Below are 24,561 nucleotides of genomic sequence, written 5' to 3'. Positions count from 1 at the left end.
CGGGATGACGCGCAGCATTGAGATGCGCGACGGTCACTCTCCGCTATTGGGTCCCCCGGACGGACCGGGACCCGATCGCCCGATCGGATGACCCCGGATACGCTCATGACATGGCAGGCGCAGTCGTCCGGGCAGTCTCCGCCTCCCCAACGGCGCATGTCGGGGGCCAGGCGGAGGAGGACCATGCCCATCGAACGGCCGTGGATCTGCTGGCGAGCCACCCATGGCACACCTCCCCGCTCGGCGCTCCCGGCAGCTGGGATCCGGCGCTGCGCGCGACGCTGGATGTGATCATGGGCTCGCCGGTGGCGATGTCACTGGCGTACGGCGACGCGTACACGCTGATATACAACGACGCGTTCGCGACGATCCTCGGGCGGCGGCATCCGGACGCGTTCGGGCGCCCGGCCGCGGAGGTGTTCGCGGACGTGTGGGCCACGCCCGGCATCGGGGACGTGGTCGACCGGGTCTACCGCACCGGAGAGCCGTTCCGCGAGGCGGAGACCGCGGTCAGCCTGGTCCGCGCGCCGGCCGGCGAGCCGGAGCAGGCCGTGTTCACCCGGGGCTGCTCCGCGGTGCGGGACAGCGCGGGCCGCATCATCGGCGTGCTCACGGTCGCGACCGAGACCACGGAGGCGACCAGCCGGCTGCAGAGCCTGGGCGAGCTGACCGGCGCGCTGGCCAGCGCGCTCACGCTGGACGACGTGGCCCGGGTGGCGCTGCGCTACGGGCTGACCGCGTTCGACGTCGACCACATGACGTTCGGTGTGGACGACGCGAGCGCCTGGCGCGTGGTCCGGCGGGTGCGCGGCGAACTGCTGGACGAGGCGGACGAGCGCCTCCCCCCGCTCTGGCGCCGGCTGCCGCTGGACTCGCCGAGCCCGCTGGCCAGGGCGGCGGCGTCCGGCACGACGGAGTTCACCGAGGACGGCGCGCCGCTGCGCGAGGTCGCCGCGGACCGCCACGATCAGCGGCAGCGCGCGATGGCCGCGATCCCGCTGCGGACGCACTCGCTGCGCGGCGCGCTCACCTTCGGCCGCCGGCACGCGCACGTGTGGCAGCCGGCCGAGCGCGCGCAGCTGGCCGCGGCGGCGGACCTGATCGGCCAGGCCGCGGAGCGCGCCCGCCGCTTCGAGACCCAGTACGGCACCGCACAGCTGCTCCAGCGCAGCATGCTCCCGGAGCACCTGCCGAACCTGGACCGGTTCCGCGTCGCGGCCCGCTACGACCCCGGCATCGACGGCAGCGCGGCCGGCGGCGACTTCTACGACGCGTTCGTGCTGCCGGACGGCCTGCTGGCGATCGTGCTCGGCGACGTGGCCGGGCACGACATGCACGCGGCCGCGCTGATGGGCCAGGTCCGGGCCGCGCTGCGCGCGCTGGCGCTGGCCAACCCGGACCCGGTGGTGGTGCTGGACGGCCTGGACAAGCTGGTCGGCATGCTCGGCACCGGCACGCGCTCGCACGAGCTGTTCGTCACGGTCGCGTACGGCCTGCTCGACCAGCGTGACGGTGGGCTGACGATCGCGTCGGCCGGCCATCCCGCGCCGCTGATCCGGCACGCCAGCGCGGAGGGCCAGCACGCCACGGTCGGCTACCTGGACGTACCCACCGGCACTCCGCTCGGCCTGGGTGGCGCGCACCGCGCGACGACCACGGTCCTCTCCCCCGGCGACACGATCCTTCTGTTCAGCGACGGCGTGATCGAACGCCGCCGCCGGGAGCTGGACGACGGCCTGGCCGCGCTGGCCAAGTCGGTCTCCGAGGCGGTCAGCGGCGATCCGCGCAACCTCTGCGCGCTGGCCACGTCCGCGGTCGCCGGTGCCACCGAGGACGACGTGGCCGTGCTCGCGGTGGAGTACGCGACCACGCCCAGCCGCTCCGCGACCATGAACGTGCCGCCCGAGCCGACCATGCCCGGCCGCGTCCGCCAGTGGATGAAGGTGCAGCTCACGGCGTGGGACGTGCCGGAGGCCGTGATCGGCGCGGCCGTGCTCTGCACCAGTGAGCTGACCACGAACGCGCTGCTGCACGCCGGCACTGCCGCCCGCGTGCACATCGACCTCACGCCGGAGCGCCTGCTGGTCTCCGTCCAGGACAGCGGCACCCGCGGCACGGTCACCCGCGCCCACACGGACACGCTGAGCAGCCGCGGCCGCGGGCTGGGCCTGATCGAGGAGCTCAGCGATGCCTGGGGCACCGACCCCACGGTCCGCGGCTCCACTGTCTGGTTCGAGATCCTCCTCGCCGACGAGCGCAACCAGCCGGACCCGCATTCCTGAGCCCCTCGTTTCCCGCTTCCGGCGTGGCCGCTTTCCGCATGCTCGGAGCGGGCACCGGTCGGCCGCGGGCGGCCTCCCTGCCGAATCCGTGGCCGGTCACCGGAAACCGAGCGTGACGCGGACGGTCAAAGCGGGTATGGGCCTCGCATGGGTGAGCGACGCGGAGTGCTCTTCGACGTGGACGGAACGCTGGTCGACACGACCTACCTGCACGCGGTGTGCTGGTGGTCGGCGCTGCGCGAGTGCGGGCACGACGTACCGATGGCGGTGATCCACCGGGCGGTGGGGATGGGCGGTGACCGTATCCCGGGGCACCTGCTCGGCGACGACCGGGATCCGGCGCAGGACGACGCGCTGCGCGCGGCGCACCGGGCGCGGTACGCGGACTACCACGGCGATCTCCGGCCGCTCCCCGGCGCGCGGGAGCTGCTGTACGCGTGCGCGGAGCGCGGCCTCACCGTGGTGCTGGCGTCGTCGGCGGACGCGGCCGAGCTGGACGCGCTGCGCGCCGCGCTGGACGCGGAGGACGCGATCACCGCGGCCACGTCGTCCGCGGACGTGGGCGACGGCGCCAGCAAACCGGCGCCGGACATCCTCCAGGCCGCGCTGTCCCAGTCCGGGATGGACCCGGCGCGCGCGGTGTTCGTCGGCGACTCGGTGTGGGACGCCGCGGCCGCGGGCCGGCTCGACCTGCCGTGCATCGGCCTGACCTGCGGCGGCACCTGCAAGAGCGAGCTGGCCGGGGCCGGCGCCGTGGCCATCTACGACGACCCGGCCGCGCTGCTCGCCGCGCTGGACGAGTCGCCGCTCGGATCGCTGCGGTAGCCGGCATGGATCTGATCGACATGGCGTTCGCGCTGTTCGGCGCGGGCGCGCTGCTGGCGGGCGTGCTCCCGCGCCTGGTGGAGCGCAAGCCGTTCTCGATGCCGATAGCGTTCCTCGGCCTGGGGATGCTGATCTTCGCGATCCCGTCCCCGCTGCCGCGGATGGACCCGCTCGCGCACCCCGGGCTGACCCAGCACCTGACCGAGGTGGTCGTGCTGGTGGCGTTGATGGGTGCCGGACTGAAGATCGACCGGCCGCTCGGCTGGCGGCGCTGGTCGGCGGTGTGGCGGCTGCTGGCGCTGGCGATGCCGTTGACGATCGCGGCCGTGGCGCTGCTGGGCTGGGCGTGGGCCGGGCTCGGGCCGGCCGCCGCGCTGCTGCTGGCCGCCTCGCTGGCGCCGACGGACCCGGTGCTGGCCGCGGAGGTGCAGGTCGGCGAGCCGACCGACGAGGAGGACTCGGAGGACGAGGTCCGCTTCTCGCTGACCGCGGAGGCGGGCCTGAACGACGGGCTGGCGTTCCCGTTCGTCGCGCTGGCGCTGGCCATGATCCCGGGCCTGACCTGGGGCTCGCTCGGCCACTGGGCGCTGGTCGACGTGGGCTGGAAGATCTTCGCCGGTGCGGCCGGGGGCGCCGGGATCGGCTGGGTGCTGGGCCGGCTGTTCTTCCGCGCGCTGCCGGAGCGCGTCCGCCCGGCGGTGCACGCCGAGGGGCTGATGGCGCTGGCCGCGACGTTCCTGGCCTACGGGCTGACGGAACTGATCGGCGGCTACGGCTTCCTGGCCGTGTTCGTGGCCGCGCGTGCGATCCGCGGCGCCGAACGCGACCACGAGTACCACCAGGTGCTGCACGATTTCGCGGAGCAGATCGAGCGGCTGCTCACCGTGCTGCTGTTGCTGCTGCTCGGCGGCGCCGTGGTGGACGGGCTGCTGGCGCCGCTGACCTGGGGCGCCGCCGCGGCCGGCCTGGCGCTGGTGTTCCTGGTGCGCCCGCTGGCCGGCCGGCTGTCGCTGATCGGCGCGCCGGGCCGGCCCGCGGAGCACTGGGTGGTGGGCATCTTCGGCATCCGTGGCGTCGGCACGTTCTTCTACCTGTCGTACGCGCTCGGGCACGCCGAGATCCCTGACGCTCCGTTGCTGTGGGCGACCGCCGCGTTCGTCGTGATCATCTCGGTGGTGCTACACGGCGTAGCGGCCACTCCGGTGATGGAACGACTCGACCGAATGCACGAGCGCTCGCACGTGCAGTCGGAACGTGCAGGTGACGCGTGCGATGACGACAGCACTCGATGCACTGTACATGTAACGCCACGTGAGCACTGAGGAGCTTTCTCGTGTGAGGTGACCGATTTCGGACCCAACTTCTGTAGCTCTGCGTGATACCAACCCGTAAGGTGGACCCCAACCGGTGCCGTCGACCCGACGACGCGGCCTCTGTGTGGATCACCCACTGTGGATGCCGAACACCCCTTCGGCCCGGCATGCGACTTCACAAGAGTCGTGCACGCAGAGTGACGTAATGCCGGAATGATCACGGATCAAACCGCAGGCGACAAGGAGGTTGGCGGTGCGAGTCAGAGGCTACCCGCAGGGCACGCCGTGCTGGGCTGAACTCATCGGTGAGGAGTCCGCCGACGCTACAGCGTTCTACGGCGAGCTCTTCGGCTGGAAGGCGGACGATCGGACCTTCCGGCTCCGGGACCTGGCGGCGGCCGGTCTGTCCCACCTGGACGACGCCCCCGACCTGGGCGGCAGCACCTGGGCGACGTACGTCGCGGTCGAGGACCTCGAGGCCGTGGCCGTGCTGGTGGCCGACGCGGGCGGCACCGTCCTGCGCGCACCGCACGAGATGACGAACGGTGGCCTGGCGGCACTGTTCACCGACCCGGACGGCGCGGTCTTCGGCGCCTTCCAGAAGAAGGGCGCGTTCGGCGGCGCCCAGATCAACGAGGAGCCCGGCGCGTCCTGCTGGTTCGAGCTGAGCACGCCGAACCCGGACACCGCCGCCTCCTTCTACGGCAAGATTTTCCAGTGGACCGAGCAGGACGCGGAGTACGCGCCCGGCGTCCGGTACTCGGAGTACGTCACCAGCAGCGCGCGCGTGGTGTCCGGCATGCGCGTCACCGAGGGCGCGGCCCGCTGGCTCACCTGCTTCGAGGCGGAGGACGTGGCGACCACCGCGGGCCGGTGCGTGGCGCTCGGCGGTTCCGTGGTGGCCGGCATGCGGGCCGCCACCATGGGGTCGTACGCGATCCTCGCCGACCCGAGCGGCGCGGAGTTCGGCGTGATCAGCTTCCTGCCGGAACTGCACGCGTAACGGGCGTTGCACAAGTCCGCCGTCCCCGCGCTGCACCGCGGGGACGGCGGACTTCTTCGTGTCCTTTGCATTGATGCCCTTTGATCTGTACGGTCATGGGAGCGCTCCCGTCGATCCCGTCCCACCGCCTTCGAGGAGCACCCATGCGCCCCAGATCCGTCCTGGCCGCGGTCGCGGTCGCCGCGGCCGCCGTCGCCGGTGCCGGCCTGCTGCAGCCGTCCCCCGCGACCGCGGCCGAATCGCCCTACTACGTCGACCCGGCCACGAACGCCGCGAAGTGGGTCGCCGCCAACCCCAACGACTCCCGCGCCGCCGTCATCCGCGACCGAATCGCGAGCGTGCCGCAGGGCCGCTGGTTCACCGCGAACAACGCGGGCACGGTCGCGAGCGAGGTCGACGCGTTCGTCGGCGCCGCCGCGGCGGCCGGGAAGATCCCGATCATGGTGGTCTACAACATCCCGAACCGCGACTGCAGCGGCGCCAGTTCCGGCGGGCTGCCGAACCACGCGGCGTACCGGGCCTGGGTGGACCAGGTGGCGGCCGGGCTGCGCGGCCGGCCCGCCGCGATCGTCCTGGAGCCGGACGTGCTGGCGCTGATGACCGACTGCATGTCCCAGTCGCAGCAGGCCGAGGTGTACGCGTCGATGGCGTACGCGGGCAAGGCGTTCAAGGCCGCCTCCGCGCAGGCCAAGGTCTACTTCGACGCGGCGCACTCGGCGTGGCTGGCACCGGACGAGATGGCCGCCCGGCTGGTCCGCGCGGACATCACGAACAGCGCGGACGGCATCTCCGTCAACGTGTCGAACTACCGGACCAACGCGGAGTCGATCCCGTACGTGCGGGCCGTCATCGCGGCGATCGGCGACTCCTCCCTCAAGGGCGTCATCGACACCAGCCGCAACGGCAACGGCCCGGCCGGCGGCGAGTGGTGCGACCCGCCCGGCCGCGCGATCGGCATCCCGTCCACCGACGCGGTGGAGGACCCGATCCTGGACGCGTACCTGTGGATCAAGCTGCCGGGCGAGGCGGACGGCTGCATCGCGAACGCCGGGCAGTTCGTCCCGCAGCGCGCCTACGACCTGGCGATCGCGGCCGGCCCGGTGGTGACGCCGACCGCGACCCGCGGTCCCACCGCGAGCCCGGCGCCGACGTCCACCGGCGGCCCGGCCCCGGCCGGCTGCACGGTGCGCTACACGATCAACCAGTGGTCGACCGGGTTCACCGCCGACCTGCGGGTCACCAACAACGGCGCGGCGCTCAGCTCCTGGCGGCTCGCGCTCACGGTCGGTGGCACGGTCACGCTGGCGAACGGCTGGAACGGCACCTGGTCCCAGTCCGGCACCACGCTGACCGGCGCGAACATGGCCTGGAACGGCTCGGTCCCGGCCGGCGGCACGGTCAGCACCGGGTTCCAGGCGTCCGTCAGCGGCGGCGCACCCGCGGCGCCGTCCGCGTTCACGCTCAACGGCACGCCCTGCACGGCGTCCCCGGCGTAATTCCCGGTGTGGATTCCGGGCGCCGGCCGGATCATGAGGTCCCGGCCGGCGCCCGTGGAATCAGGGCCGCAGCGACGCGATCAGCGCGGGCGTCAGCTCGGCCAGCGACGGCAGCACCCGGTCGGCCAGCGCCAGCGCGTCCTCCGCCGGCGGGTAGGCCGGCTGCGGGATCGCCACCAGCGCCAGCCCGGCCGCGGACGCGGACCGCAGCCCGTTCGACGAGTCCTCCACCGCGGCGCAGGACTCCGGCGTCAGGCCGAGCCGGGACGCCGCCGTCAGGTACGCGTCCGGCGCCGGCTTGCCGCGCGGCACCTCCTCGGTCGACACCGTGGCCTCGAACAGCGCGGTGACGTCCGCCGCGGCCAACACGTGATCGATCAGCACTCGCGCGGACGAGCTCGCCACCGCCAGCCGGTACTCCGCGCCGATCCGCCGCACCGCCTCGACCGCGCCCGGGATCAGCGGCAGCCGGGTCTCGTAGCGCTCCGCCATCCGCCGCAGCACCTCGGCCGCGACCTCCTCCGGCATACCGCCGACGCCCAGGTCCTCGGCCAGGTAACGGGACCACTCGCCGGTGCTCATGCCCATCAGCCGCTGCTGGGCGTCCGGCAGCCAGGTGCCGCCCGCCTCCGCGACCAGCCCTCGGCGCACCTCCTCCCAGACCGGCTCGGTGTCGATCAGCACGCCGTCGAGGTCGAATACCACCGCTTGGATCATCGGACCAGACTGCCAGAGCGGCGGACCCGGGCAAGGCTTGGCACACTGGGCGACGTGCATACGACCCTGGCGATCGACTGTGGCGGCGGCGGCATAAAGGCCTCCGTGCTGGACGAGTCCGGCACGATGCGGGCCCAGCCGCTGCGCGTCCCCACCCCGTACCCCCTGCATCCCGATCTGTTCGTGAAGACGCTGGTGGAGCTCTCCCATCAGCTTCCGCCCGCGGACCGGGTGACCGTGGGGATGCCGGGCATGATCCGTCACGGCGTGGTGGTCGCGACCCCGCACTACATCACGAAGGCCGGCCCGCGCACGCGCGTCGATCCCGACCTGGCCCGGGCCTGGGCGAACTTCGACGCCCGCACCGCGCTCGGCGCCGCGTTCGGCGCCCCCACGCTGGTGCTCAACGACGCGGAGGTGCACGGCGCGGGCGTGGTCGCGGGCACCGGCCTGGAGCTGGTGATCACGCTCGGCACCGGGCTCGGCTGCGCGCTGTTCGACGGCGGCCGGCTCGCGCCGCACCTGGAGTTCTCGCAGGCGCCGGTGCGCTGGGGCATGTCCTACGACACGTACATCGGCGAGCACGAGCGCCGCCGGCTGGGCGACTCGTTCTGGTCGCGGCGGGTGGCGCGGGTGGTCGAGGGCCTGCGCCCGGTGTTCCTCTGGGACCGGCTCTACATCGGCGGCGGCAACTCCCGGCGGATCATCCCCGAGCAGCTGCTCCGGATGGGCGACGACGTGGTGATCGTGCCGAACACGGCCGGCATCGTGGGCGGCGTGCGCGCCTGGTCGCTCAGGGTTCACTAATTTCACGATCATTCGGTGGTACGGCGAACGGGTAGGCTTCCTCGGTGGCTGCTCATGTGCTCTCCGTGAATCTCGCCGTACCCCGGCGTGTCCCCGGCACGCTCCGCAAGACCGGCATCGACAAGCGCCCGGTGGAGGGCCCGGTGCTCGTCCGCGCGCCCGGCGACCGCGCGACCGGCGCGGGCAGCGGGCTCCAGCACGACGAGATCTTCGACAACCGGCACCACGGCGGCGACGACCAGGCTGTCTACGCCTACGCCCGCGAGGACCTGGACGCCTGGGCCGCCGAGCTCGGCCGCGAACTGCCCGGCGGCGTCTTCGGCGAGAACCTGACCACCACCGGGCTGGACATCACGCACGCGCTGATCGGCGAGCGGTGGCGGGTCGGCGCGGACCTGGTGCTGGAGGTGTCCGTCCCGCGCGAGCCGTGCACCACGTTCGCCCGCTGGATGGACGTGCCCGGCTGGCTCAAGACCTTCACCCGGCGCGCGCTCCCGGGCACGTACCTGCGGGTCGTCACGCCCGGCGAGGTCCGGGCCGGCGACGAGATCGTGGTCGAGCACCGGCCGGAGCACGAGGTCACGGTCGGGCTGGCGTTCCGGGCCATGACGCTCGAGCGCGAGCTGCTCCCCCGCCTGCTGGACGCACCGGCGCTGCCGGCCAGAACGCTCGCCGCGGCCCGCAAGTACGCCGACCGCCTCGCCGCGACCGGGGGTCCCACGCCGGAGGCGTGAGCGGTACCGGCGCGGCCGGGCGGGCGTGGACCGCCGCGTGCACAATGGCGGGTGCGTCCGGCCCACCGTTTGGGGGTGGGCCGGGCGTCCACTATCCCCAGAGCCGCGCGATCGTCTCCGCGGCGGCGCGCGGGTCCGGCTCGTCCGTCGCCCACCACACGTGCCCGTCCGGGCGGATCAGCGCGTAGGCGGCATCCGGTGCCGCTTCCAGCACGGGCAGGTGCGTCTCCACCGGCGGTGTCGAGGGCGCGCGCACCAGCACCGGCCGCGCGTCCGCCAGCAGCGGGAAGACGGCCGGGTCCGCGAAGCGCCGGCCGGTCAGCGGATGCGCGCCCGGGTCCGCGGGCGGGTAGCGCACGTCCAACCCGGACACGCCGAGTGCCAGGTCGTGCTGGACGGCCGGGTGCCGCTCGAGCAGCGCGGACAGGTGCGCGCGCAGCGCCTGCCCCTCCGGCGTGAACGCGGCGACCAGCGCGGTCTGCGCCTGCGTGTTCGCCAGCATCGCGGCGCCGACCGGGGCGCGCTCCGCGTGGTAGGTGTCCAGCAGCGACTCCGGCGCCGCGCCGCGGGCCACGGCCGCGAGCTTCCAGCCGAGGTTCATCGCGTCCTGCACGCCGATGTTGAGGCCCACCCCGCCGGTCGGCATGTGCATGTGCGCGGCGTCGCCGGCCAGCAGCACCCGCCCGGCGCGGTAGTCGGCGGCCTGCCGGGTCGCGTTGCCGAACCGGGAGATCCAGCTCGCCGCCACGATGCCCAGGTCCCGGCCGGCCGCCCGGCGGACGGACGCGACCAGCCGCTCCATCGTCATCTCCCGGTCCGGCTCCTGGTCGCGCGGGTCGAACCCGGCCAGCCGGAACCGGCCGCCCGGCAGCGGCGCGACGACCAGCGCACCGTCCGGTGTGGACAGCGTGCCGGTGATCTCCGGCGGCGCGCTCAGCGTCACGTCGGCCACGTAGCCCCAGAGCGTCGCGTCTGTGCCGGTGAACGCGATACCCGCGGCCTTGCGCACGACGCTGCCGGCGCCGTCCGCCCCGGCCAGCCACGACGCGGTCAGCTCGGTGCCGTCGGCGAGTCGTGCCCGTACCCCGGCGTGGTCCTGGGTCAGGGTCGTCACCGCCACGCCGCGGCGCACGATCGCGCCGAGCGCCACGGCCCGGCGCTCGAGAAGATCCTCAAGAGCGTTCTGCGGGTACGCCAGCACGAACGGATACGGCGTGTCCAGGCCGCTGTAGTCGGGGAACGCCGGCAGCATCCCGAAGTGCCAGCGCGGCAGCGCCCGCCCCTCGGCCAGCGGCGTCTCCGCCAGGCCGCGCATGGCCAGCACCTCCACGGTGCGCGCGTGGATGCCGAGCGCGCGGGTGAACGCGCGGCGGCCCGGCTCCCGCTCCACCACGGTCACCGGCACGCCGGCCAGTCTCAGTTCGCCGGCCAGCCACAGCCCGACCGGCCCGGCACCCACCACGATCACGTTGTCCATGTACGAAACACTATTCATTAGAGGGCGCTTTATTCAACGTAACGACCGCTACACTGGGCCGGTGACCGCTCCGACCAGCAGATATCGCTCACCGCGCCGCGAGGACTCGGCCGCCGCCACCCGCACGGCGATCCTGGACGCCGCCCGCGAGCTGTTCCTGGAGCGCGGCTACCCGGCCGTGACGGTGCCCGAGATCGCCAGGGCCGCGCGGGTCGCGACGCAGACCGTCTACGCCAGCGCCGGCGGAAAGTCCGGCGTGCTGGCCGCGCTGCTGCAACCGCTGCTGGACGACGACGGCGCCGCGACCGCCAACGCGGAGGCGCGCCGCACGACCGACCCGCGCGCGGTCATCGCGCTGGCCGCGGCCGGCACCCGCCGCGTCCACGAGACCTACCGTGAGCTGCTGCACCACCTGATCCGCCAGGCCCCCGGCGAGCCCGCCGCCCAGTTGGCCGTCGACGACGCCGTGGCCAAGTGCCGCACCGGTCTGGCCGCGATCGCCGGCCGCCTCCGCGAACTGGACGGGGTCCGCACCGACCTGCCCGGCGATCGCCTGCTCGACGCGCTCTACTTCTACTTCGGCCCCGACGCCTGGTACGGCCTGGTCACCACGCAGGGCTGGCCCTTCGACGACGCCGAATCCTGGCTCCGCGACGCCGCCTGCCGTACCCTCCTCCGCCCGTAGCCGGGCGCGGGCGGGCCGAGACGCGCACGACTGCCGGATGGGCGGTGGGCAGGCGGGTCAGGTCGTCGACGGGACGCCGAGGAGGTCGAGGAGTTTGCGGCGCAGGGGGCCGAAGCCCGGGGAGTCCGGGGCGCGGGGGTGGTCGAGTTCGATCGGGAGTTCGGCGGCGATGGTGCCGGCGTCGAGGAGCAGTACCCGGTCGGCCAGCAGGAGGGCCTCCTCGACGTCGTGGGTGACGAAGAGGGCGGCGAAGCCGTGGCGGTCGCGCAGGCGGCCGAAGAGTCGCTGCATGCGGAGCCGGGTCAGCGCGTCGAGCGCGCCGAACGGCTCGTCGAGCAACAGGATGTCCGGCTCGCGGACCAGCGCGCGGGCGAACGCGACGCGCTGGGCCTGGCCACCGGAGAGTTCGGCGGGCCAGGCGGTGCCGCGATCGGCGAGGCCGACCTCGTCGAGCGCGGCGGCGGTACGGGCGGCGACGCCGGGACCGCGGACGCCGAGCGCCACGTTCGCGGCCACCCGCTTCCACGGCAGCAGCCGGTGTTCCTGGAAGACGACCGCGGACCTGCCGCGCACGGTGACGTCGCCGGTCGCGTCCGGGTCCAGGCCGGCGAGCACGCGCAGCAGCGTGCTCTTGCCGGAGCCGCTGCCACCGATCAGCGCCGCGACCTCGCCGCGCCGCAGGTCCAGCGAGACGCCGTCGAGCACGGTCGCCGGGCCGAACGCGCGGCGCACGCCGGCCGCCGTGACCAGCGGGGTCAGGTCGCCCTCAGTCCGCGCCGCCATCGCAGCGCCCTCCTCTCCCCGGCGCGCAACAGCAGGTCGGAGGCGAGGCCGAGCAGCGCGTAGACCAGCAGGCCGAGCACGACCACGTCGGTCTGGCTGAACTCGCGCGCCTCCATCATCAGGAAACCGATGCCGGTCTGCGCGTTGACCTGCTCGCCGACGACCAGGCTGAGCCAGGCGGCGCCGATCGCCAGCCGCAGCCCGAGGAACAGCGACGGCAGCGCGCCGGGCAGCACCACGTGCCGCAGCCGTTCCCAGGCGGTGAGCCCGCAGGCGCGCGCGGCCTCGACCAGCCGTTCGTCGATGTCGCGGATGCCCGCGTACGTGTTGAAGTAGATCGGGAAGAACGCGCCGAGCGCCACCAGCGTGATCTTCAGTTCCTCGCCGATGCCGACCCAGATGATCAGCAGCGGGACCAGGCCGAGGTGCGGCAGCATGCGCGCGGCCTGCACCGGCGGGTCGACCAGGTCGTCGCCGAGCCGCAGCAGCCCGGCGGCGGCGCCGAGCGCGACCGCGAGCACGCCGCCGACGGCCAGCCCGACGACCGCGCGGGTGAGCGAGTCGAGCAGGTGGGCGCCGAGCGTGCCGTCCGCGGCCAGCCGTACGCCGGTCGCCAGCACCTCGCTCGGCGCGGACAGCTTGGTGGCCGGGATGAGACCCGTCCGCGACCCGGCCTCCCACGCCGCCACCAGCAGGACCGGCGTGATCACCCGCCGCGGCCGAAGCTCGCCCAGCGTCATTGGAAGGCCACGGTGAACGAGTCGTCCACGTAGGACCGGATGTCGATCCTCTCCGGGATCAGCTCCAGTTCGCTGAACCCGTCCGCGATGGTCTGCAACTCGTCGCCGACCGCGGGGGTGAGCGGGGCGAGCGGCTTGGCGCTGCGGGCCAGCGCGCGCTCGGTCACCGGCAGATCGATCTTCAGTTCCGGCGCCAGCACGGCCGCGCGCTCGCCCGGGTTCGCGATACCCCAGTCGGTGACCTCGCGGTACGTCCGGAGGAAGCGCTCCAACTCGGCCCGCTTGCCGTCGACCGCGCCCGGTGCGGCCAGCAGGTACTCCCGGTTCGACGCCAGCCCGGTGGCGTCGGTCAGCACCGTCACGCCGGGGCCCTCGGCGAGCGCGAAGTACGGATCCCAGATGATCCACGCGTCGACCTGGTCGCTGTCGAACGCGGGCCGGGCCTCCGCGGGCTTGAGGTAGCGGACGTCGAGGTCGGCGAGCGTCATGCCGTGCCGTTCCAGCAGCTTGACCAGCAGCCAGTGCACGTTGGAGCCCTTGTTCAGCGCGACCCGCTTACCGCGCAGGTCCGCGAACGACCTGATGCCGCTCGCCTCCTTGACCAGCACGGCCTCGCCCTGCGGCACCTCGGCCGACGTACCGATGATTTTGAACGGGATGCGGCCGGCGGCCGCGAAGATCGGCGGAGCCTCACCGGTCTGGCCCAGATCGATCGAGCCGGCCTTGAGCGCCTCGGTCAGCGCCGGGCCGCTCTCGAACAGCGACCACGTCACGCCGGGCGCCGCGTCCCGCGCCTTGACCAGGCTCAGCCCGCCGAACCGCTGGTAACCGACGCGCAGCGTGCCACCGTCACCCGCCGCGTCGTCACCGCAGGCGGCGGCGGTGGCACCCAGGAGCAGCGCGACGGCGATCATCCGGAGAAGTCGATGCGTTCTCATCCGCGCCGACGTTACCGACGACCGCCGGTTTAGTCTAGTAAGACGGTAGGATTAATAGGAAGTCCCGCGGGACCCGGAGGCCCCGCGGGACTGGTGTTCGGCGGATCAGAGCGGCGGGTAGGCGTTCGCCAGCAGCTCCTCGAACTGGGCCTGGAACCAGTGGCCGGACAGCGGCGCGTCGTTCAGCGCCCCGGACATGTTGTTGTTGTTCCGCGGGTTGCCGGTGTACGTCGGGTCGCACATCCGGTCGAAGCCCTTGCCCTCGTCGTTCGGGATCTCGCGGGACGCGCCGTCGGACTCACCCGGCGGCTTGATCCACGCGTAGGCGTCGATGCCCGTGGCCGGCGAGGCCTTGGGCCGCTCGCCGATGCCGGCTCCGGCCTGGTTGCACCAGTTGCCGAGGTGGATGCGCCGGTCGAGCCGCGACTCGTTGACGAACGTGTTCGGGTCCGTCGACGTGCTCGCGCGGGTCGGGCGGTCCGGGCCGCCCCAGCCGTTGCGCGAGGTGTCGATGATCATGCCGAGGCCGGAGTCGAAGCCGATGCCGGCCAGGTGGTCCCGGTACGCCTGCGCGTACTCCAGCTCACCGACGTAACGGTTCCAGTCGACCCACTCGGTGGACTCGCGGACCGGGCGACCGCCGACCGCGGTGTTCGCGTCGAAGTACGCCTCGTCCAGGATGCCGTAGTTCGCCACGTTCGCCGCGAAGCCGTGGACGTCCGCGGGCGTGGCGCCGTTGGCGTTCGCGGCCTGGAGGAACACGTCGCCGGCCGCGTCGAAGTTGTCGTCCCAGCCGAGCCAGCCGTGGTGGCCGATGTCGATGTAGTTGTAGACGTTCGGCAGCGCGCCGAGCTGCGCCAGCGCGTACCCGACGCCCTGGACGTAGTTGCCGTTCGCCTTCATGGCATCGCACTCGGGCGTGGCGGTCTCGCGCGGGCTGACGTTCGTCACCAGGTTCGGCAGCGAGTCGATCTCGACGATCGTGACGATCCGCAGGTTCGCGTACGCGGCGTCGCCCATGATCTCGACGATCGGGTCGATGTAGTCGTTCTCGTACTTCGCCAGGTCGGTCGGGGCCAGCTCGCCGTTGGACGCCAGCGCGGCGCAGTCACGGCCGGGCAGGTTGTAGATGACGACCTGGATCAGGTTCGCACCCTGCTCCACGGCGGCGTCCAGGTGATCGCGCAGGCCCATCGTGTTCGAGCCGGCCGAGCCGGACTCGATCGCGGCGATCCGGTCCAGCCAGATGGCGGTCGGCTGGTTCGCGATGGCCTGCCCGCCGGACGCCGCGGCCTGCGCGGACCAGTCCGGGTTCACGTAGACCTGGGCACCCGCGTACGGGTTGTCCAGCTTCGCCGCCGCGTTGGCGGTGCTGGTGGCGACGACGACGAGGCTCGTGGCCAGCGTCGCCGTGGCCGCCAGGACCAGGGATTTTCTCAATGACACACGCATGCGTGCACTCCTCGGAGAGATTTACGCGGATCGAGCGTGGCGGCCCGCGGCTCCGCTGCGACGCCGTGCCGCAGACCGCCTGCCAGTCGTCCCCGCAGCCCGGCCGGGGATGGGCTGGTGCGCCGGGCATATCCGGGAGCAGGCCATTGCCCCGGATCTTCCGCGAAAGAGCGGATTGAGGCCACTAAGGACCAGGTAGCCCTGGCGCGTCCTGGAAACAGGCTATTCATAGACTTCGATGATTTACAAGGGTGTTACACCCGGGAAATCCGAATGGCGTGATGGAAATCGTTTTGGGATGGCCGGCCGGGTTTGCGGCTTCACCAGCGGGAACGCGTTCTCACGCGCGCGGCGGCTCGCTGCGGGGCCAGTTGCGCAGCACCGCGTCGAGCGCGTCCAGCGCGCGGGTCCAGCTCTCCGCGGAGTCCGGGGCGCTGTGCGCGAACGCGCCACCCGACTCCAGGCTCACCCAGCCGTTGAACACGCTGCCCAGCAGCCGCACCGCGTGGGTCCGCTCCGGCTCCGGCAGGTCGTATCCGCGCAGCAGCGCGCGGGTCAGCGCGGACAGCCGCACGCCCGCGCTCGCCGCCGCGACCGGCGCGTCGAGCCGCGCCTGCGCCGCCGCCCAGCGGCCCGGATGCGCCCGCGCGTAGTCGCGGTACACGTTCCCGAGCGCGATCAGCGCGTCCCGGCCGGAGCGCCCGGCGAGCGCGTCCGAGGCGCGGTCGGCCAACTCCTCCAGCGCCAGCAGCGCCACGCGGGTACGCAATTCCTGCCCGTTGGCGACGTGCGAGTAGAGGCTCGCGACCGTGACGCCGCACCGCCGCGCCAGCGCGGACGGCGTCACCGCGTCGAACCCCAGCTCGTCCGCCAGCTCCGCGCCGGCCAGCGCCAGGCGTTCGGTGGTCAGTCCCGCGCGTGCCATACGACATTATTGATTTGCCTAAAGGTTTTAGGCAACTTAGCCTCGACCGCATGAGGCCGCTGACTGAATCAGAGATCCGCGCCGCGTTCGTGAACTGCTCGAAGGGCGAGGCCGCCCGCCTGTCCGTGCCGCGCGACCTGGCCACCCGCCCGTGGGACGACCTGGACTTCCTCGGCTGGCGGGACCCGAAGGCGCCGGAGCGCGCCTACCTGGTCGTCCCCGGCGACCCGCCGATCGCGCTCGCGCTGCGCTACCCGGTCCCGTCGCCCGCCCGCACGGCCCGCCGCGGCCTGTGCTCGCTCTGCCTGACCACGCACGACGGCGGCGTACCGCTGATGGTCGCCCCGAAGGCCGGAAAGGCGGGCCGCCAGGGCGACTCGGTCGGCACCTACATCTGCGGCGATCTCGCCTGCTCGCTCTACGTCCGCGGCCGGCCGGGCGCGGGCCCGGGCACGCCGCTGCGCGACTCGCTGGACGAGGAGGAGAAGATCGCGCGCCTGATTGGCCACCTCGCCGGATTCGTGGACAAGGTCATCAACTGATCATTTCCCGCTTCCGGCGTGGTGGCTCTCCGCATGCTCGGAGCGGGCACCGGTTCCGGCGTGGGACACCCGGACCGTCATCGCCAGTGGCCGGCGTACTTCTTCCGGTACTTGGGATCGTCCTCCAGCGCGATCAGCTCGCGGGCCAGCGGCTCGACGGCCGGGTCGGCGGTGGCGTCGCGGAGCAGGCGCAGCGACTCGATGATGTCGCTGCGGATCAGCGTGCCGTTCTTCTCGGTCGCGGCCTCCCGGTAGCGGCGGCCGAGCGCGGCGACGATCAGCGCCCGCTCCACGTCGCCGGCCAGGCCGATCCGCCACAGCGCGCGCAGGCAGTGCCGGGCGGTCACGAACCGCGGGTCGCGGGTGACCTCGATCAGCGCGTCCAGGTCGCCCGCGATCCGGCCGGACCGGTCGTGCGCGGCCAGATTGCACAGCACCTGCGCCGCGATCGCGCGGCTGTGGTTGTCCGCGTCGCCCAGCCGCGCCACCGCGACCGGCCACAGCGCGTCCGCCCACGGCACGGCCGCGTCCCGCGTCGCGGCCATCACCCGCTCGTAGGCCTCGTTCTGCCGCGCGCGGTCCGCCACCCAGAGCCCGTCCAGATCCGTCACGCCTCCGATGCTTCCGGATCGACGTCCGCGCGCAGCACCGCCACCGGGCAGTGCGCGTGGTGCAGCACGTACTGGCTGGTGGAGCCGAGCAGCAGGCCGGCGAAGCCGCCGTGGCCGCGCGAGCCGACCACGATCAGCGCCGGGTGCTCCGCGATCTCCAGCAGGCCGGTCGACGCGGCGCGCTCCACGGACGCCTCGCGCACCGGCACGGACGGGTGCCGCGACCGGCCCTCGGCCAGCGCGTCGTGCAGCACCCGGCCGGCCGCGGTCGCGTAGTCGTCCCGGTCCCGCTCGGTGGGGAACGCCATCAGCGTCGGGTCGACCGGCGCGGGCAGGCCCCAGGCGTGCACCGCGATCAGCTCCGCGCCGAGCCGCTCCGCCTCGGCGAACGCGAACAGCACGGCCGCGTGCGACGGCGGCGAACCGTCCACCCCCACCACCACCGGGCCACCGGGCGTGGCCGGCTCGCGGACCACCACGGCCGGGCACCGCGCGTGGCCGGACACCTGCACGCCGACGGAGCCGAGCAGCAGCCCGGTGAACCCGCCCAGGCCGCGGGAGCCGACCACGACCAGACCCGCGCCGTCCGACGCGTCGATCAGCACGCCGGCCGCGCCGCCGACCACCGCCTCCGTGGTCACCGACGCGGCGCCGGCCTCGGTGGCGATCCGGGCCGCCTCGGCGAGCACCGCCGCCGCGGCCTTCGCGTACGCGCCCGAGTCGGCGGCGACGCCCGCGGCCGGCACGAACGGCGAGCCCGGGTACGGCACCGGCAGCGAGTAGGCGTGGACCAGCCGCACCGGCGCGCCGTTGGCCCGTGATCGGGCGGCGGCCCAGCGCACGGCCGTCTCCGCCCCGGACGATCCGTCGACCCCGACGACGATCCCGGACATGGCAGCCTCCTCCGGCCCCGCGCGGAGCCTCTCCTGCTGCTTTTACACCCGGGCACCCGCGCCGAAACCCCCGACCCGCCGGGACCCACGGGATTCGGCGCGGCGAACAAACTGAGCAGGGGGTGAGCTGGGCACCGGCGGACGATCCGGGCAGAATGCCGGGCATGCCTACTCGTACCTCATCCGCTGTCTGGAACGGTGACCTCAAGGGCGGTGCCGGCACCGTCGCGCTCGGCTCCGGCGTCTTCGAGGGCCCGTACACCTACGTCTCCCGCTTCGAGGACGGCAGCGGGACCAACCCGGAGGAGCTGATCGCGGCCGCGCACGCCGGCTGCTTCTCCATGTTCCTGGCCAACGTGCTCGCCGGCGCCGGCTTCACCGCCGACTCGGTGCGCACCTCCGCCGCGGTCACGCTCGGCGCCGGCCCGAAGATCACCGGCATCGCGCTGACCGTCGAGGCCTCGGTGCCGAACCTCGACGCGGACGCGTTCGCCGGCCACGTCGAGACCGCGAAGGCCGGCTGCCCGGTCTCGGCCGCGCTCTCCGCCGTACCGATGACGGTCGACGCCACGCTCGTCTGAGTCTCCCGGCCGCCCTCCTCTCGCGGGGGGCGGCCTTCTCATCGCTCGCTCAGGGCATCGCGATCAGCTCGTACCGCTCCTTGAGGAACGGCAGCAGCTTCTTCAGCGCCTTCATCGTCTCGCGCCGGTCGCCGCCGCCGTCGTGCAGCAGCACCACGGCGCCCGGGTGCGCGTTCCCCTCGACCAGGTCACAGATCTTTTTGGAGTCCCGGCTCTCCCAGTCGCGCGAGTCGATGCTCCAGTGCAGCGGCACCATGCCCAGGTTCTGCGCGACCGAGACCGTACGGTGGTTGAAGTTGCCGCCCGGGTTGCGGAAGTAGCGGACCTTCGCCTGCGGCACCACGGTGTGGATCGCGTCGTTCGTGCGCACCAGATCCTTGACGATCTGATCGGGGGTACGGTCCGCGAGTCGCAGGTCGTGGCTCCACGTGTGGTTGCACAGCGTGTGCCCGTCGGCGACGATCCGGCGCATCTGCGCCGCGTGCGACCGCACCTGGCTGCCGATCACGCAGAACGTGGCCTTGATGTCATGCTTGTCCAGCATGTCCAGTACCTCGTCGGTGAACTGCGACGGGCCGTCGTCGAACGTGAGACTCATCGACGGCGTCCCGGTGGTCCGCTGCGTGCCGTCCGGCCCGTTCCACGCGCGCTGCCGACTCGGCGGCTCCGCCCGCATCGGCGGCCTCGGCACGGACTCCCGCGCCTGCTCCGGCGTGGCCACCGCGCGGGGGTTCGGCCGATACGGCGCCGCTGACGCAGCGTAACTGCTCGATGAGAGCCGGGCCGTCACCAGCAATCCCGCGATCACCGCCACCACCAGAATCGTGGCGAGAAGCGCGATCCGCCGCGGTTCGGTAATCCACCTCGTCATCGGCCGTGTGCCATCCCATCCACCACCGGAAATATCCGGACATCGTCGCCAGTCGCTCCGCCCCGGCTACACATGAAACGGTGATGCCACAGGAGTGTCAACCAATCGAACGGCCACACTGCGTTCCGATCAAAGGCGAACACTGTCGGTGACCGACGACGCCTCGCCCTACCACCACTCCCCCGCCCGCCCGCCACGCGACACCCGGCCGGCCACACCCCCGCCACAACCCGCCCGGCCAGCCCTCCGATCGACGCGACACCACCTGCCGGCCGCACCACCGACGCGACACGACCTGCCAGCCGCATCACCGGCGCGGCATCACCTGTCGGCGGCACCACCGGCGCGGCATCACCCGTCGGCGCCACCACCGGCGCGGCATCACCTCGGGGGCGCACCGCCGACGCGACACGGCCGGCCGGGCGCGCATCGCAGTCGGCTCGCGCCTCGCCCCTGCCGCCGCCGGTTCGGTCGGGCAGGCGCGTTTCGCTTCGGCGAGTCGCGCCACCGGCGGTCCCGGGCGCGGCCACGCGGCGGGCGCCGGCGCCCGCACGCTCGTCATGCCGGTGCGCCGGCACGCCCCCCGCCTCGATCCCCACGATCACTAGACCGCCGCTACCCGCGCCGCGGTTGCACCCGGCCGTGGGGATATCGATGTCGGATCGTCCGGATGCGGCACCGTCCACACAGCTCGAAGCCGGAGATATCGGCATATTCGCGGCAGGCGCGATGGGCCGTTCGACGCGGCGGTGTGGAGATGGCGAGCCGGACCGGGCCCCACGGAGGCTGGTGGGGTGCGGCGACATGACGGACCGGAGATCAGCCCTCGACGGCTGGACGCCGAGACAGGTGCCCGGCCCGGGTGGAGCGCGACCGGCGCTCGGGTCGTCTGGCCGGGGAGCGCCCGCGGCGCGGGCCGGCCGGTGGGACGCGGAGAAGGGCGCGGGGTTTTTCGGGAGGGGCCTCGGATCGGACAGGGAGGCCGGCCACGGCCGACCGGTGCCCGCGGGAGCGTGCGGGAGGTGAGGGGGCCGGGAGTGGGAAAGAGAAATCGGGGTCAGGGGCAGGCGGGGAAGCCGGGGCGGGTTTCGGTGGTGAAGCGGCAGCCGAAGGTGGGGGCGGCGACGGCGCGGCGGTCGAGGATGGGGTCGCCGGGGGCGCGGTGGCCGGTGTAGGTCCAGCGGGTGAGGTCGTCGAAGGCGGTACGGAGTTCGTCGAGGGTGAAGTCGCAGTGGCCGGGGGCGCGGATGGCGCGGGAGACGAAGAGCGGGGTGGCGGCGCGGCGGGCGTAGATCTGTTCCATGGAGAACGGGACGAACAGGTCGCCGGTGGTGTGCAGGGAGAGCACGGGCACGCGGGGGCGGCCGTCGACGCGCGGGATGCTGCCGAGGCCGGGGTCGGCGGGCAGCGTGGGTGAGACGCGGAGGACGTCGGCGTTGAGGCGGCGTTCGGCGGGAGTCGGGTGCGGGGCGTCGGTGATGCGGTAGACGGTGTGGCGGTTGCCGGCGACGTTGTCCGCGCGGCCGGACAGTCCGGGGTAGAGCCCGAAGAGGAATGGCAGGTCGGCGAAGGGTTCGAGCGAGGTCGCGGTGTTCCAGTAGGCGAAGGACGCGTCGAAGCCGGCGCGGTCGCCGCCGGTGCGCCGCTCGACCACGTCGGACCAGGCCCGGCCGGCGGGGGTCAGTGACGGCGGCGCGCCGGCGTTCAGGCCGAGCCGAGCCGAGATCTCGGTGACCTGGGCGCGCCACTCGCGGTCGAACGCGTCGCTCGGCGCGTCGGGGAAGCCGATGGGTACGCCGGCGAGCGCGGCGGCGGTGACGTTGGCGTCGAGGAAGTAGTCGAAGAGCGCGACGTCCCCGAGCACGCCGCAGACCGGCATGGCGCCGTCGAACGTGCGCGGGAACTCCTCGATGGCGACGGCGGTGACGTGGCCGCCCATCGACTCGCCGGTCATCAGCACGGAGCGCGCGGCGGTGCCGGTGACGCGGCGGAACAGCGGGACCAGCGCGTGCGAGTCCCGGACGCCCTGGCCGACCTCGTATCCGTTGAGCTGGTAGCTGGACGCGGCCCAGGCGTAGCCGCGGTCGAGGTAGTGCTCGCGCAGCCGCGGGTTGCTGACGAACAGCAGCCGGCCGTCGCCGCGGTAGCCGTGCGCGAAGATCACCAGGCGGCCGTTCCACCGGCGCGGGACCTCGATCCGGTACGCCGCGCCCTGCTCGATGCCGGTATGCACGGCCGACCCGCGGATCGGCGTGAACGGCGTGCCGTCCGGATCGCAGTCCGGGTCCGCGATCAGCAGCCCGGGCCGGGTGGCGCTGGGCGTGGGCGCATCGCAGACCACGGGCGGCGCGGCCGGGGCGGCGGGCAGCATCGTGACGGCGAGCAGTGCGGCGAGTGCGACGGATCCGGCGGCCATGGCGGCACCTCCCGGTAACACATCCAACGACCTCGCATCGACGCCTGTCAAGACGCCCGATCGGCCCCGGCGGCCCGGGCCGAAGCCCCCTTTGGCCCGGGCCGCCGGGACACTCAGCGGGCGTGGAGCAGCGCGGCCAGTTCCCGCTCGACGCGCATCGCCATCGCGCGTCCCCGGCCCAGCACCACCAGGTCCTCGACGGTGCAGGCCGGTGGCGCGTGGTCGAGCGCGGCGGCCAGCTCCGGGTGGTCGGCGGCCCACGCCAGCAGCGCCGCCCGCACCTCCCTGCCCGCCTCGTCCGGTCCGGGCATCTCCGCCACGAACCGGCGCACCAGCTCCTCCCGGTACTCCCAGAAGGACCACACCTTGGTCTCGTCGATCAGCTGCGCGACCGCGTCGTCCCGCCGGTAGACCAGCGCCAGCTGGATCGAGTCGGCCGAGCCGTCGCGGGTCAGGTCGCGCATCATCGGGTGGCGCGCGTGCTCGCCGGCCACCTCGTAGAACGTGGTGCGGCTGCCCTGCGGCAGGACCGTGCCGACCACGTCGCGCCAGCCGGGGGTACGGCCGGCGCCGTCCCGCAGCAGCGTGTCGGCCGCGCGGTAGTAGGCCGTCTTGGTCCGCCAGTGGCTGCGCTCCCGGTGCCGGTCGCGGGCCAGGCGGCGTCGCCAGCCGGCGATGACGGTGCTGCTCAGCAGCGTCGGGCAGCTGTCGGTGAACGCGATCGCAGCCGTCACGGTCACGCCGTCCTCTCGGTCGTCAGCGGAGTCGACCGAGTGTCACCGGGGAACGGATCACCGGACATCACGTGTTCACGCGACATGTGGCCGGTGACGCGGTCAAGCACGGCGGTCCAGTCCGAGGGCGCCGCGTCGGACCGCCAGGCGACCAGGTGGTCGGGGCGGACCAGCACGTACCGCCGGTCCCAGGCCGCGCCGACCGCGGGCCCGCCGGCCAGCAGGTGCGTCATCGGCATGCCCCGGCGCCGGGCGCGCTCCGCCAGCACGCGCCCGGCGCCCCCGGCCCCGAGGTCGACCAGCGTCAGCTCGGGGCCGAGCCGGTCGAACAGCGGCGCGCCGTCCGCGAGAGGCACGGCGGGTGCGCGGCTGCCCGGCCAGGTGGAGGGCACGATTCGATCCCAGGGCAGGTCGCCGGGGCTGCCGGGCTCGTGACAGACGACCGGCGACCCGGCCAGCCGGCGCCCGAACGCGATCCCGGCGTCGCCGACCTGGTGCGCCTCCTGCGCCACGAACCCGGCCAGCAGCTCACGGGACGCGTGCGCGGCGGCCAGCCGGCCGAACCGCAGCCGCGTCTGGACGGCCAGGTCGTGCAGCTCACGGTCGATCAGCGCGGCGTGCCGGCGCTCCGGCTCGTAGCTGGCGGCCAGCCGGGGACCGCCCCAGCCGCGGACCGTGGCCGCGAGCTTCCAGCCGAGGTCGACCGCGTCCGCCACGTCGGTGCCGACGCGGCGGCCGACCGCGGTGCGCAGCCGGTGCGCGGCGGCCCCGGCCAGGAACGCGCGGCCCCGCACGTACCGGGCGGCGACGGCCGGGGACTCGTCCCACTCGGAGACCGCGAGCACGTCGTACGTACCGTCCAGGCCCAGCCGGTCACGGAGCACCTCAGCCGGGTCCACCGCCGCCGGTGCCCCCTCGTCCAGCGGCACGGTGCCGACCCAGGCGTCGCCGTCGCCCTGCCAGGTGAGCGTGGCCTCACCCGCGACGATCTCCGGCGCGGCCTCGGCGTGCGCCGCCAGCGTCGCGTCCGAGCTGCGGAACAGCACGGCGCAGCGGCGCGCGGGCGGGCCGATCCGGTCCAGCGGGATGCCGAGGCAGCGGCGCACCGTGCTGCGCGCGCCGTCGCAGCCGGCCAGGTGCGCGGCCTCCAGCGCGTGCCGTACGCCGGTGCGCTGCTCCAGCACGGTGGCGAGCACGCGGTCGCCCTCCACCCGCAGGTCGGTGAAGGTCCAGCCCTCGCGCAGGTCGATCAGCGGGTCGCGGCGCAGCGCGGCGCGCAGGAACGCGGCGAGCGCGGCGCCCCGGACCCAGAGCCCGGTCTCCAGCGCCGCGGTGCCGTCCACCGCGTCGGCGCGGGGCTCCGGCGGCGCCGGCCACATCCCGGCCGGCGGCTGGTCCAGCCCTCTCGTCCAGACCACGCCGCCGGCCGGGCCCTCGATCCGGCAGTCCGCGCGCAGGCGGGAGGCCAGCCCGAGCCGGCGCAGCAGCTCCATGCTCCGGCCGTCCAGGAAGATGACGCCGGGGTGGCGGGGCGGCTCGGGTGACCGCTCCACCACGGTGCAGGGGACGCTGTGATGCGCCAGCTCGAGCGCGAGGATCGCGCCGACCGGGCCTGCTCCGACGATGAGCACCGGAATGCTTGCTTGCACGGTCACGCGATTCGCCCCGTTCCCCCTCGTTCGGCGACCTCACCACCGCAGGTCATCCTTCGCGCGCCGGGGCGGGCGCACATCACG

General features: G+C 73.7%; 23 protein-coding genes. 10 read left to right on the top strand and 13 right to left on the bottom strand.

What is annotated here, in order from left to right; translation table 11 throughout:
- Positions 1–200 precede the first annotated feature (200 nt).
- From J2S41_RS04040 to J2S41_RS04020, 5 genes are all read left to right on the top strand, one after another.
- Entirely contained in the window at positions 201–2,282 is a 2,082-nt protein-coding gene (locus J2S41_RS04040) for a SpoIIE family protein phosphatase (RefSeq protein ID WP_310363216.1), read from the top strand.
- Between the two features lie 147 nt (positions 2,283–2,429).
- A complete protein-coding gene (locus J2S41_RS04035) occupies positions 2,430–3,107 on the top strand; it encodes an HAD family hydrolase (RefSeq protein ID WP_310363214.1) in 678 nt (225 codons plus the stop codon).
- A gap of 5 nt (positions 3,108–3,112) precedes the next feature.
- Positions 3,113–4,429: a cation:proton antiporter gene (locus J2S41_RS04030; RefSeq protein ID WP_310363211.1), complete on the top strand. Its 1,317-nt coding sequence runs from the start codon at positions 3,113–3,115 to the stop codon at positions 4,427–4,429.
- Positions 4,430–4,673: 244 nt separating this feature from the next.
- Positions 4,674–5,423 carry a VOC family protein gene (locus tag J2S41_RS04025; RefSeq protein ID WP_310363209.1) on the top strand — a complete coding sequence of 250 codons (750 nt, stop codon included), beginning with the start codon at positions 4,674–4,676 and terminating at the stop codon, positions 5,421–5,423.
- A gap of 143 nt (positions 5,424–5,566) precedes the next feature.
- A complete protein-coding gene (locus J2S41_RS04020) occupies positions 5,567–6,919 on the top strand; it encodes a glycoside hydrolase family 6 protein (RefSeq protein WP_310363207.1) in 1,353 nt (450 codons plus the stop codon).
- A 60-nt stretch (positions 6,920–6,979) separates the two neighbouring features.
- On the opposite strand, the gene J2S41_RS04015 is transcribed toward J2S41_RS04020, so the two are convergent.
- Positions 6,980–7,636 carry an HAD family hydrolase gene (locus J2S41_RS04015; RefSeq protein WP_310363204.1) on the bottom strand — a complete coding sequence of 219 codons (657 nt, stop codon included), beginning with the start codon at positions 7,634–7,636 and terminating at the stop codon, positions 6,980–6,982.
- 54 nt (positions 7,637–7,690) lie between these two features.
- On the opposite strand from J2S41_RS04015, the gene J2S41_RS04010 reads away from it, so the two are divergent.
- Positions 7,691–8,443, top strand: a complete 753-nt coding sequence (locus tag J2S41_RS04010) for an ROK family protein (protein WP_310363202.1) — start codon at positions 7,691–7,693, stop codon at positions 8,441–8,443.
- A gap of 44 nt (positions 8,444–8,487) precedes the next feature.
- Positions 8,488–9,177 (top strand): MOSC domain-containing protein, encoded by a 690-nt coding sequence (locus J2S41_RS04005; protein WP_310363200.1) that lies wholly within the window; start codon positions 8,488–8,490, stop codon positions 9,175–9,177.
- Between the two features lie 91 nt (positions 9,178–9,268).
- Here the strand turns inward: J2S41_RS04005 and J2S41_RS04000 are convergent, their stop codons facing one another.
- A complete protein-coding gene (locus J2S41_RS04000; RefSeq protein WP_310363198.1) occupies positions 9,269–10,654 on the bottom strand; it encodes an FAD-dependent monooxygenase in 1,386 nt (461 codons plus the stop codon).
- Positions 10,655–10,715: 61 nt separating this feature from the next.
- Here J2S41_RS04000 and J2S41_RS03995 point away from each other — a divergent pair, with 61 nt between their 5' ends.
- Positions 10,716–11,339 (top strand): TetR/AcrR family transcriptional regulator, encoded by a 624-nt coding sequence (locus J2S41_RS03995; RefSeq protein WP_310363196.1) that lies wholly within the window; start codon positions 10,716–10,718, stop codon positions 11,337–11,339.
- Between the two features lie 57 nt (positions 11,340–11,396).
- Here J2S41_RS03995 and J2S41_RS03990 read toward each other — a convergent pair whose 3' ends face one another.
- The 5 genes from J2S41_RS03990 to J2S41_RS03970 all read right to left on the bottom strand — a co-directional run bounded on the left by J2S41_RS03990 (position 11,397) and on the right by J2S41_RS03970 (position 16,177).
- Positions 11,397–12,122, bottom strand: coding sequence for an ABC transporter ATP-binding protein (locus J2S41_RS03990; RefSeq protein ID WP_310363194.1), 726 nt, complete (start codon positions 12,120–12,122; stop codon positions 11,397–11,399).
- The gene (locus J2S41_RS03985; protein WP_310363192.1) at positions 12,095–12,862 is read right to left on the bottom strand and encodes an ABC transporter permease; all 768 of its coding nucleotides are present in this window, start codon (positions 12,860–12,862) and stop codon (positions 12,095–12,097) included. Before J2S41_RS03985 ends, J2S41_RS03990 begins: the two co-directional genes overlap by 28 nt.
- Positions 12,859–13,800, bottom strand: coding sequence for an aliphatic sulfonate ABC transporter substrate-binding protein (locus J2S41_RS03980; RefSeq protein ID WP_310363191.1), 942 nt, complete (start codon positions 13,798–13,800; stop codon positions 12,859–12,861). The genes J2S41_RS03985 and J2S41_RS03980 overlap by 4 nt, the downstream gene beginning before the upstream one ends.
- Before the next feature lie 105 nt (positions 13,801–13,905).
- A complete protein-coding gene (locus J2S41_RS03975) occupies positions 13,906–15,252 on the bottom strand; it encodes a glycoside hydrolase family 6 protein (protein WP_310363189.1) in 1,347 nt (448 codons plus the stop codon).
- Between the two features lie 340 nt (positions 15,253–15,592).
- A complete protein-coding gene (locus J2S41_RS03970; RefSeq protein ID WP_310363187.1) occupies positions 15,593–16,177 on the bottom strand; it encodes a TetR/AcrR family transcriptional regulator in 585 nt (194 codons plus the stop codon).
- Between the two features lie 50 nt (positions 16,178–16,227).
- On the opposite strand from J2S41_RS03970, the gene J2S41_RS03965 reads away from it, so the two are divergent.
- Positions 16,228–16,719, top strand: coding sequence for an FBP domain-containing protein (locus J2S41_RS03965; RefSeq protein ID WP_310363184.1), 492 nt, complete (start codon positions 16,228–16,230; stop codon positions 16,717–16,719).
- Between the two features lie 77 nt (positions 16,720–16,796).
- Here J2S41_RS03965 and J2S41_RS03960 read toward each other — a convergent pair whose 3' ends face one another.
- Together J2S41_RS03960 and J2S41_RS03955 are read right to left on the bottom strand one after the other, a co-directional pair.
- Positions 16,797–17,330, bottom strand: a complete 534-nt coding sequence (locus J2S41_RS03960; RefSeq protein ID WP_310363181.1) for a hypothetical protein — start codon at positions 17,328–17,330, stop codon at positions 16,797–16,799.
- The gene (locus tag J2S41_RS03955; RefSeq protein ID WP_310363179.1) at positions 17,327–18,223 is read right to left on the bottom strand and encodes a universal stress protein; all 897 of its coding nucleotides are present in this window, start codon (positions 18,221–18,223) and stop codon (positions 17,327–17,329) included. Before J2S41_RS03955 ends, J2S41_RS03960 begins: the two co-directional genes overlap by 4 nt.
- 164 nt (positions 18,224–18,387) lie before the next feature.
- On the opposite strand from J2S41_RS03955, the gene J2S41_RS03950 reads away from it, so the two are divergent.
- Positions 18,388–18,804, top strand: a complete 417-nt coding sequence (locus tag J2S41_RS03950) for an OsmC family protein (protein WP_310363176.1) — start codon at positions 18,388–18,390, stop codon at positions 18,802–18,804.
- A gap of 49 nt (positions 18,805–18,853) precedes the next feature.
- Here J2S41_RS03950 and J2S41_RS03945 read toward each other — a convergent pair whose 3' ends face one another.
- The 4 genes from J2S41_RS03945 to J2S41_RS03930 all read right to left on the bottom strand — a co-directional run bounded on the left by J2S41_RS03945 (position 18,854) and on the right by J2S41_RS03930 (position 24,480).
- On the bottom strand, positions 18,854–19,675 hold the full coding sequence (locus J2S41_RS03945) for a polysaccharide deacetylase family protein (RefSeq protein ID WP_310363174.1): 822 nt from the start codon (positions 19,673–19,675) through the stop codon (positions 18,854–18,856).
- Between the two features lie 1,057 nt (positions 19,676–20,732).
- The gene (locus tag J2S41_RS03940) at positions 20,733–22,091 is read right to left on the bottom strand and encodes an alpha/beta hydrolase family protein (protein ID WP_310363172.1); all 1,359 of its coding nucleotides are present in this window, start codon (positions 22,089–22,091) and stop codon (positions 20,733–20,735) included.
- Between the two features lie 113 nt (positions 22,092–22,204).
- Positions 22,205–22,831 carry a hypothetical protein gene (locus J2S41_RS03935; protein WP_310363170.1) on the bottom strand — a complete coding sequence of 209 codons (627 nt, stop codon included), beginning with the start codon at positions 22,829–22,831 and terminating at the stop codon, positions 22,205–22,207.
- Positions 22,828–24,480, bottom strand: a complete 1,653-nt coding sequence (locus J2S41_RS03930; RefSeq protein ID WP_310363167.1) for an FAD-dependent monooxygenase — start codon at positions 24,478–24,480, stop codon at positions 22,828–22,830. The genes J2S41_RS03935 and J2S41_RS03930 overlap by 4 nt, the downstream gene beginning before the upstream one ends.
- Positions 24,481–24,561 lie beyond the last annotated feature (81 nt).

The organism is Catenuloplanes atrovinosus, from assembly GCF_031458235.1.
In the GTDB taxonomy this organism is placed as follows: domain Bacteria; phylum Actinomycetota; class Actinomycetes; order Mycobacteriales; family Micromonosporaceae; genus Catenuloplanes; species Catenuloplanes atrovinosus.
Note: the sequence above shows the minus strand (reverse complement) of the source record. Positions and strands in the feature narration are given on the sequence as shown.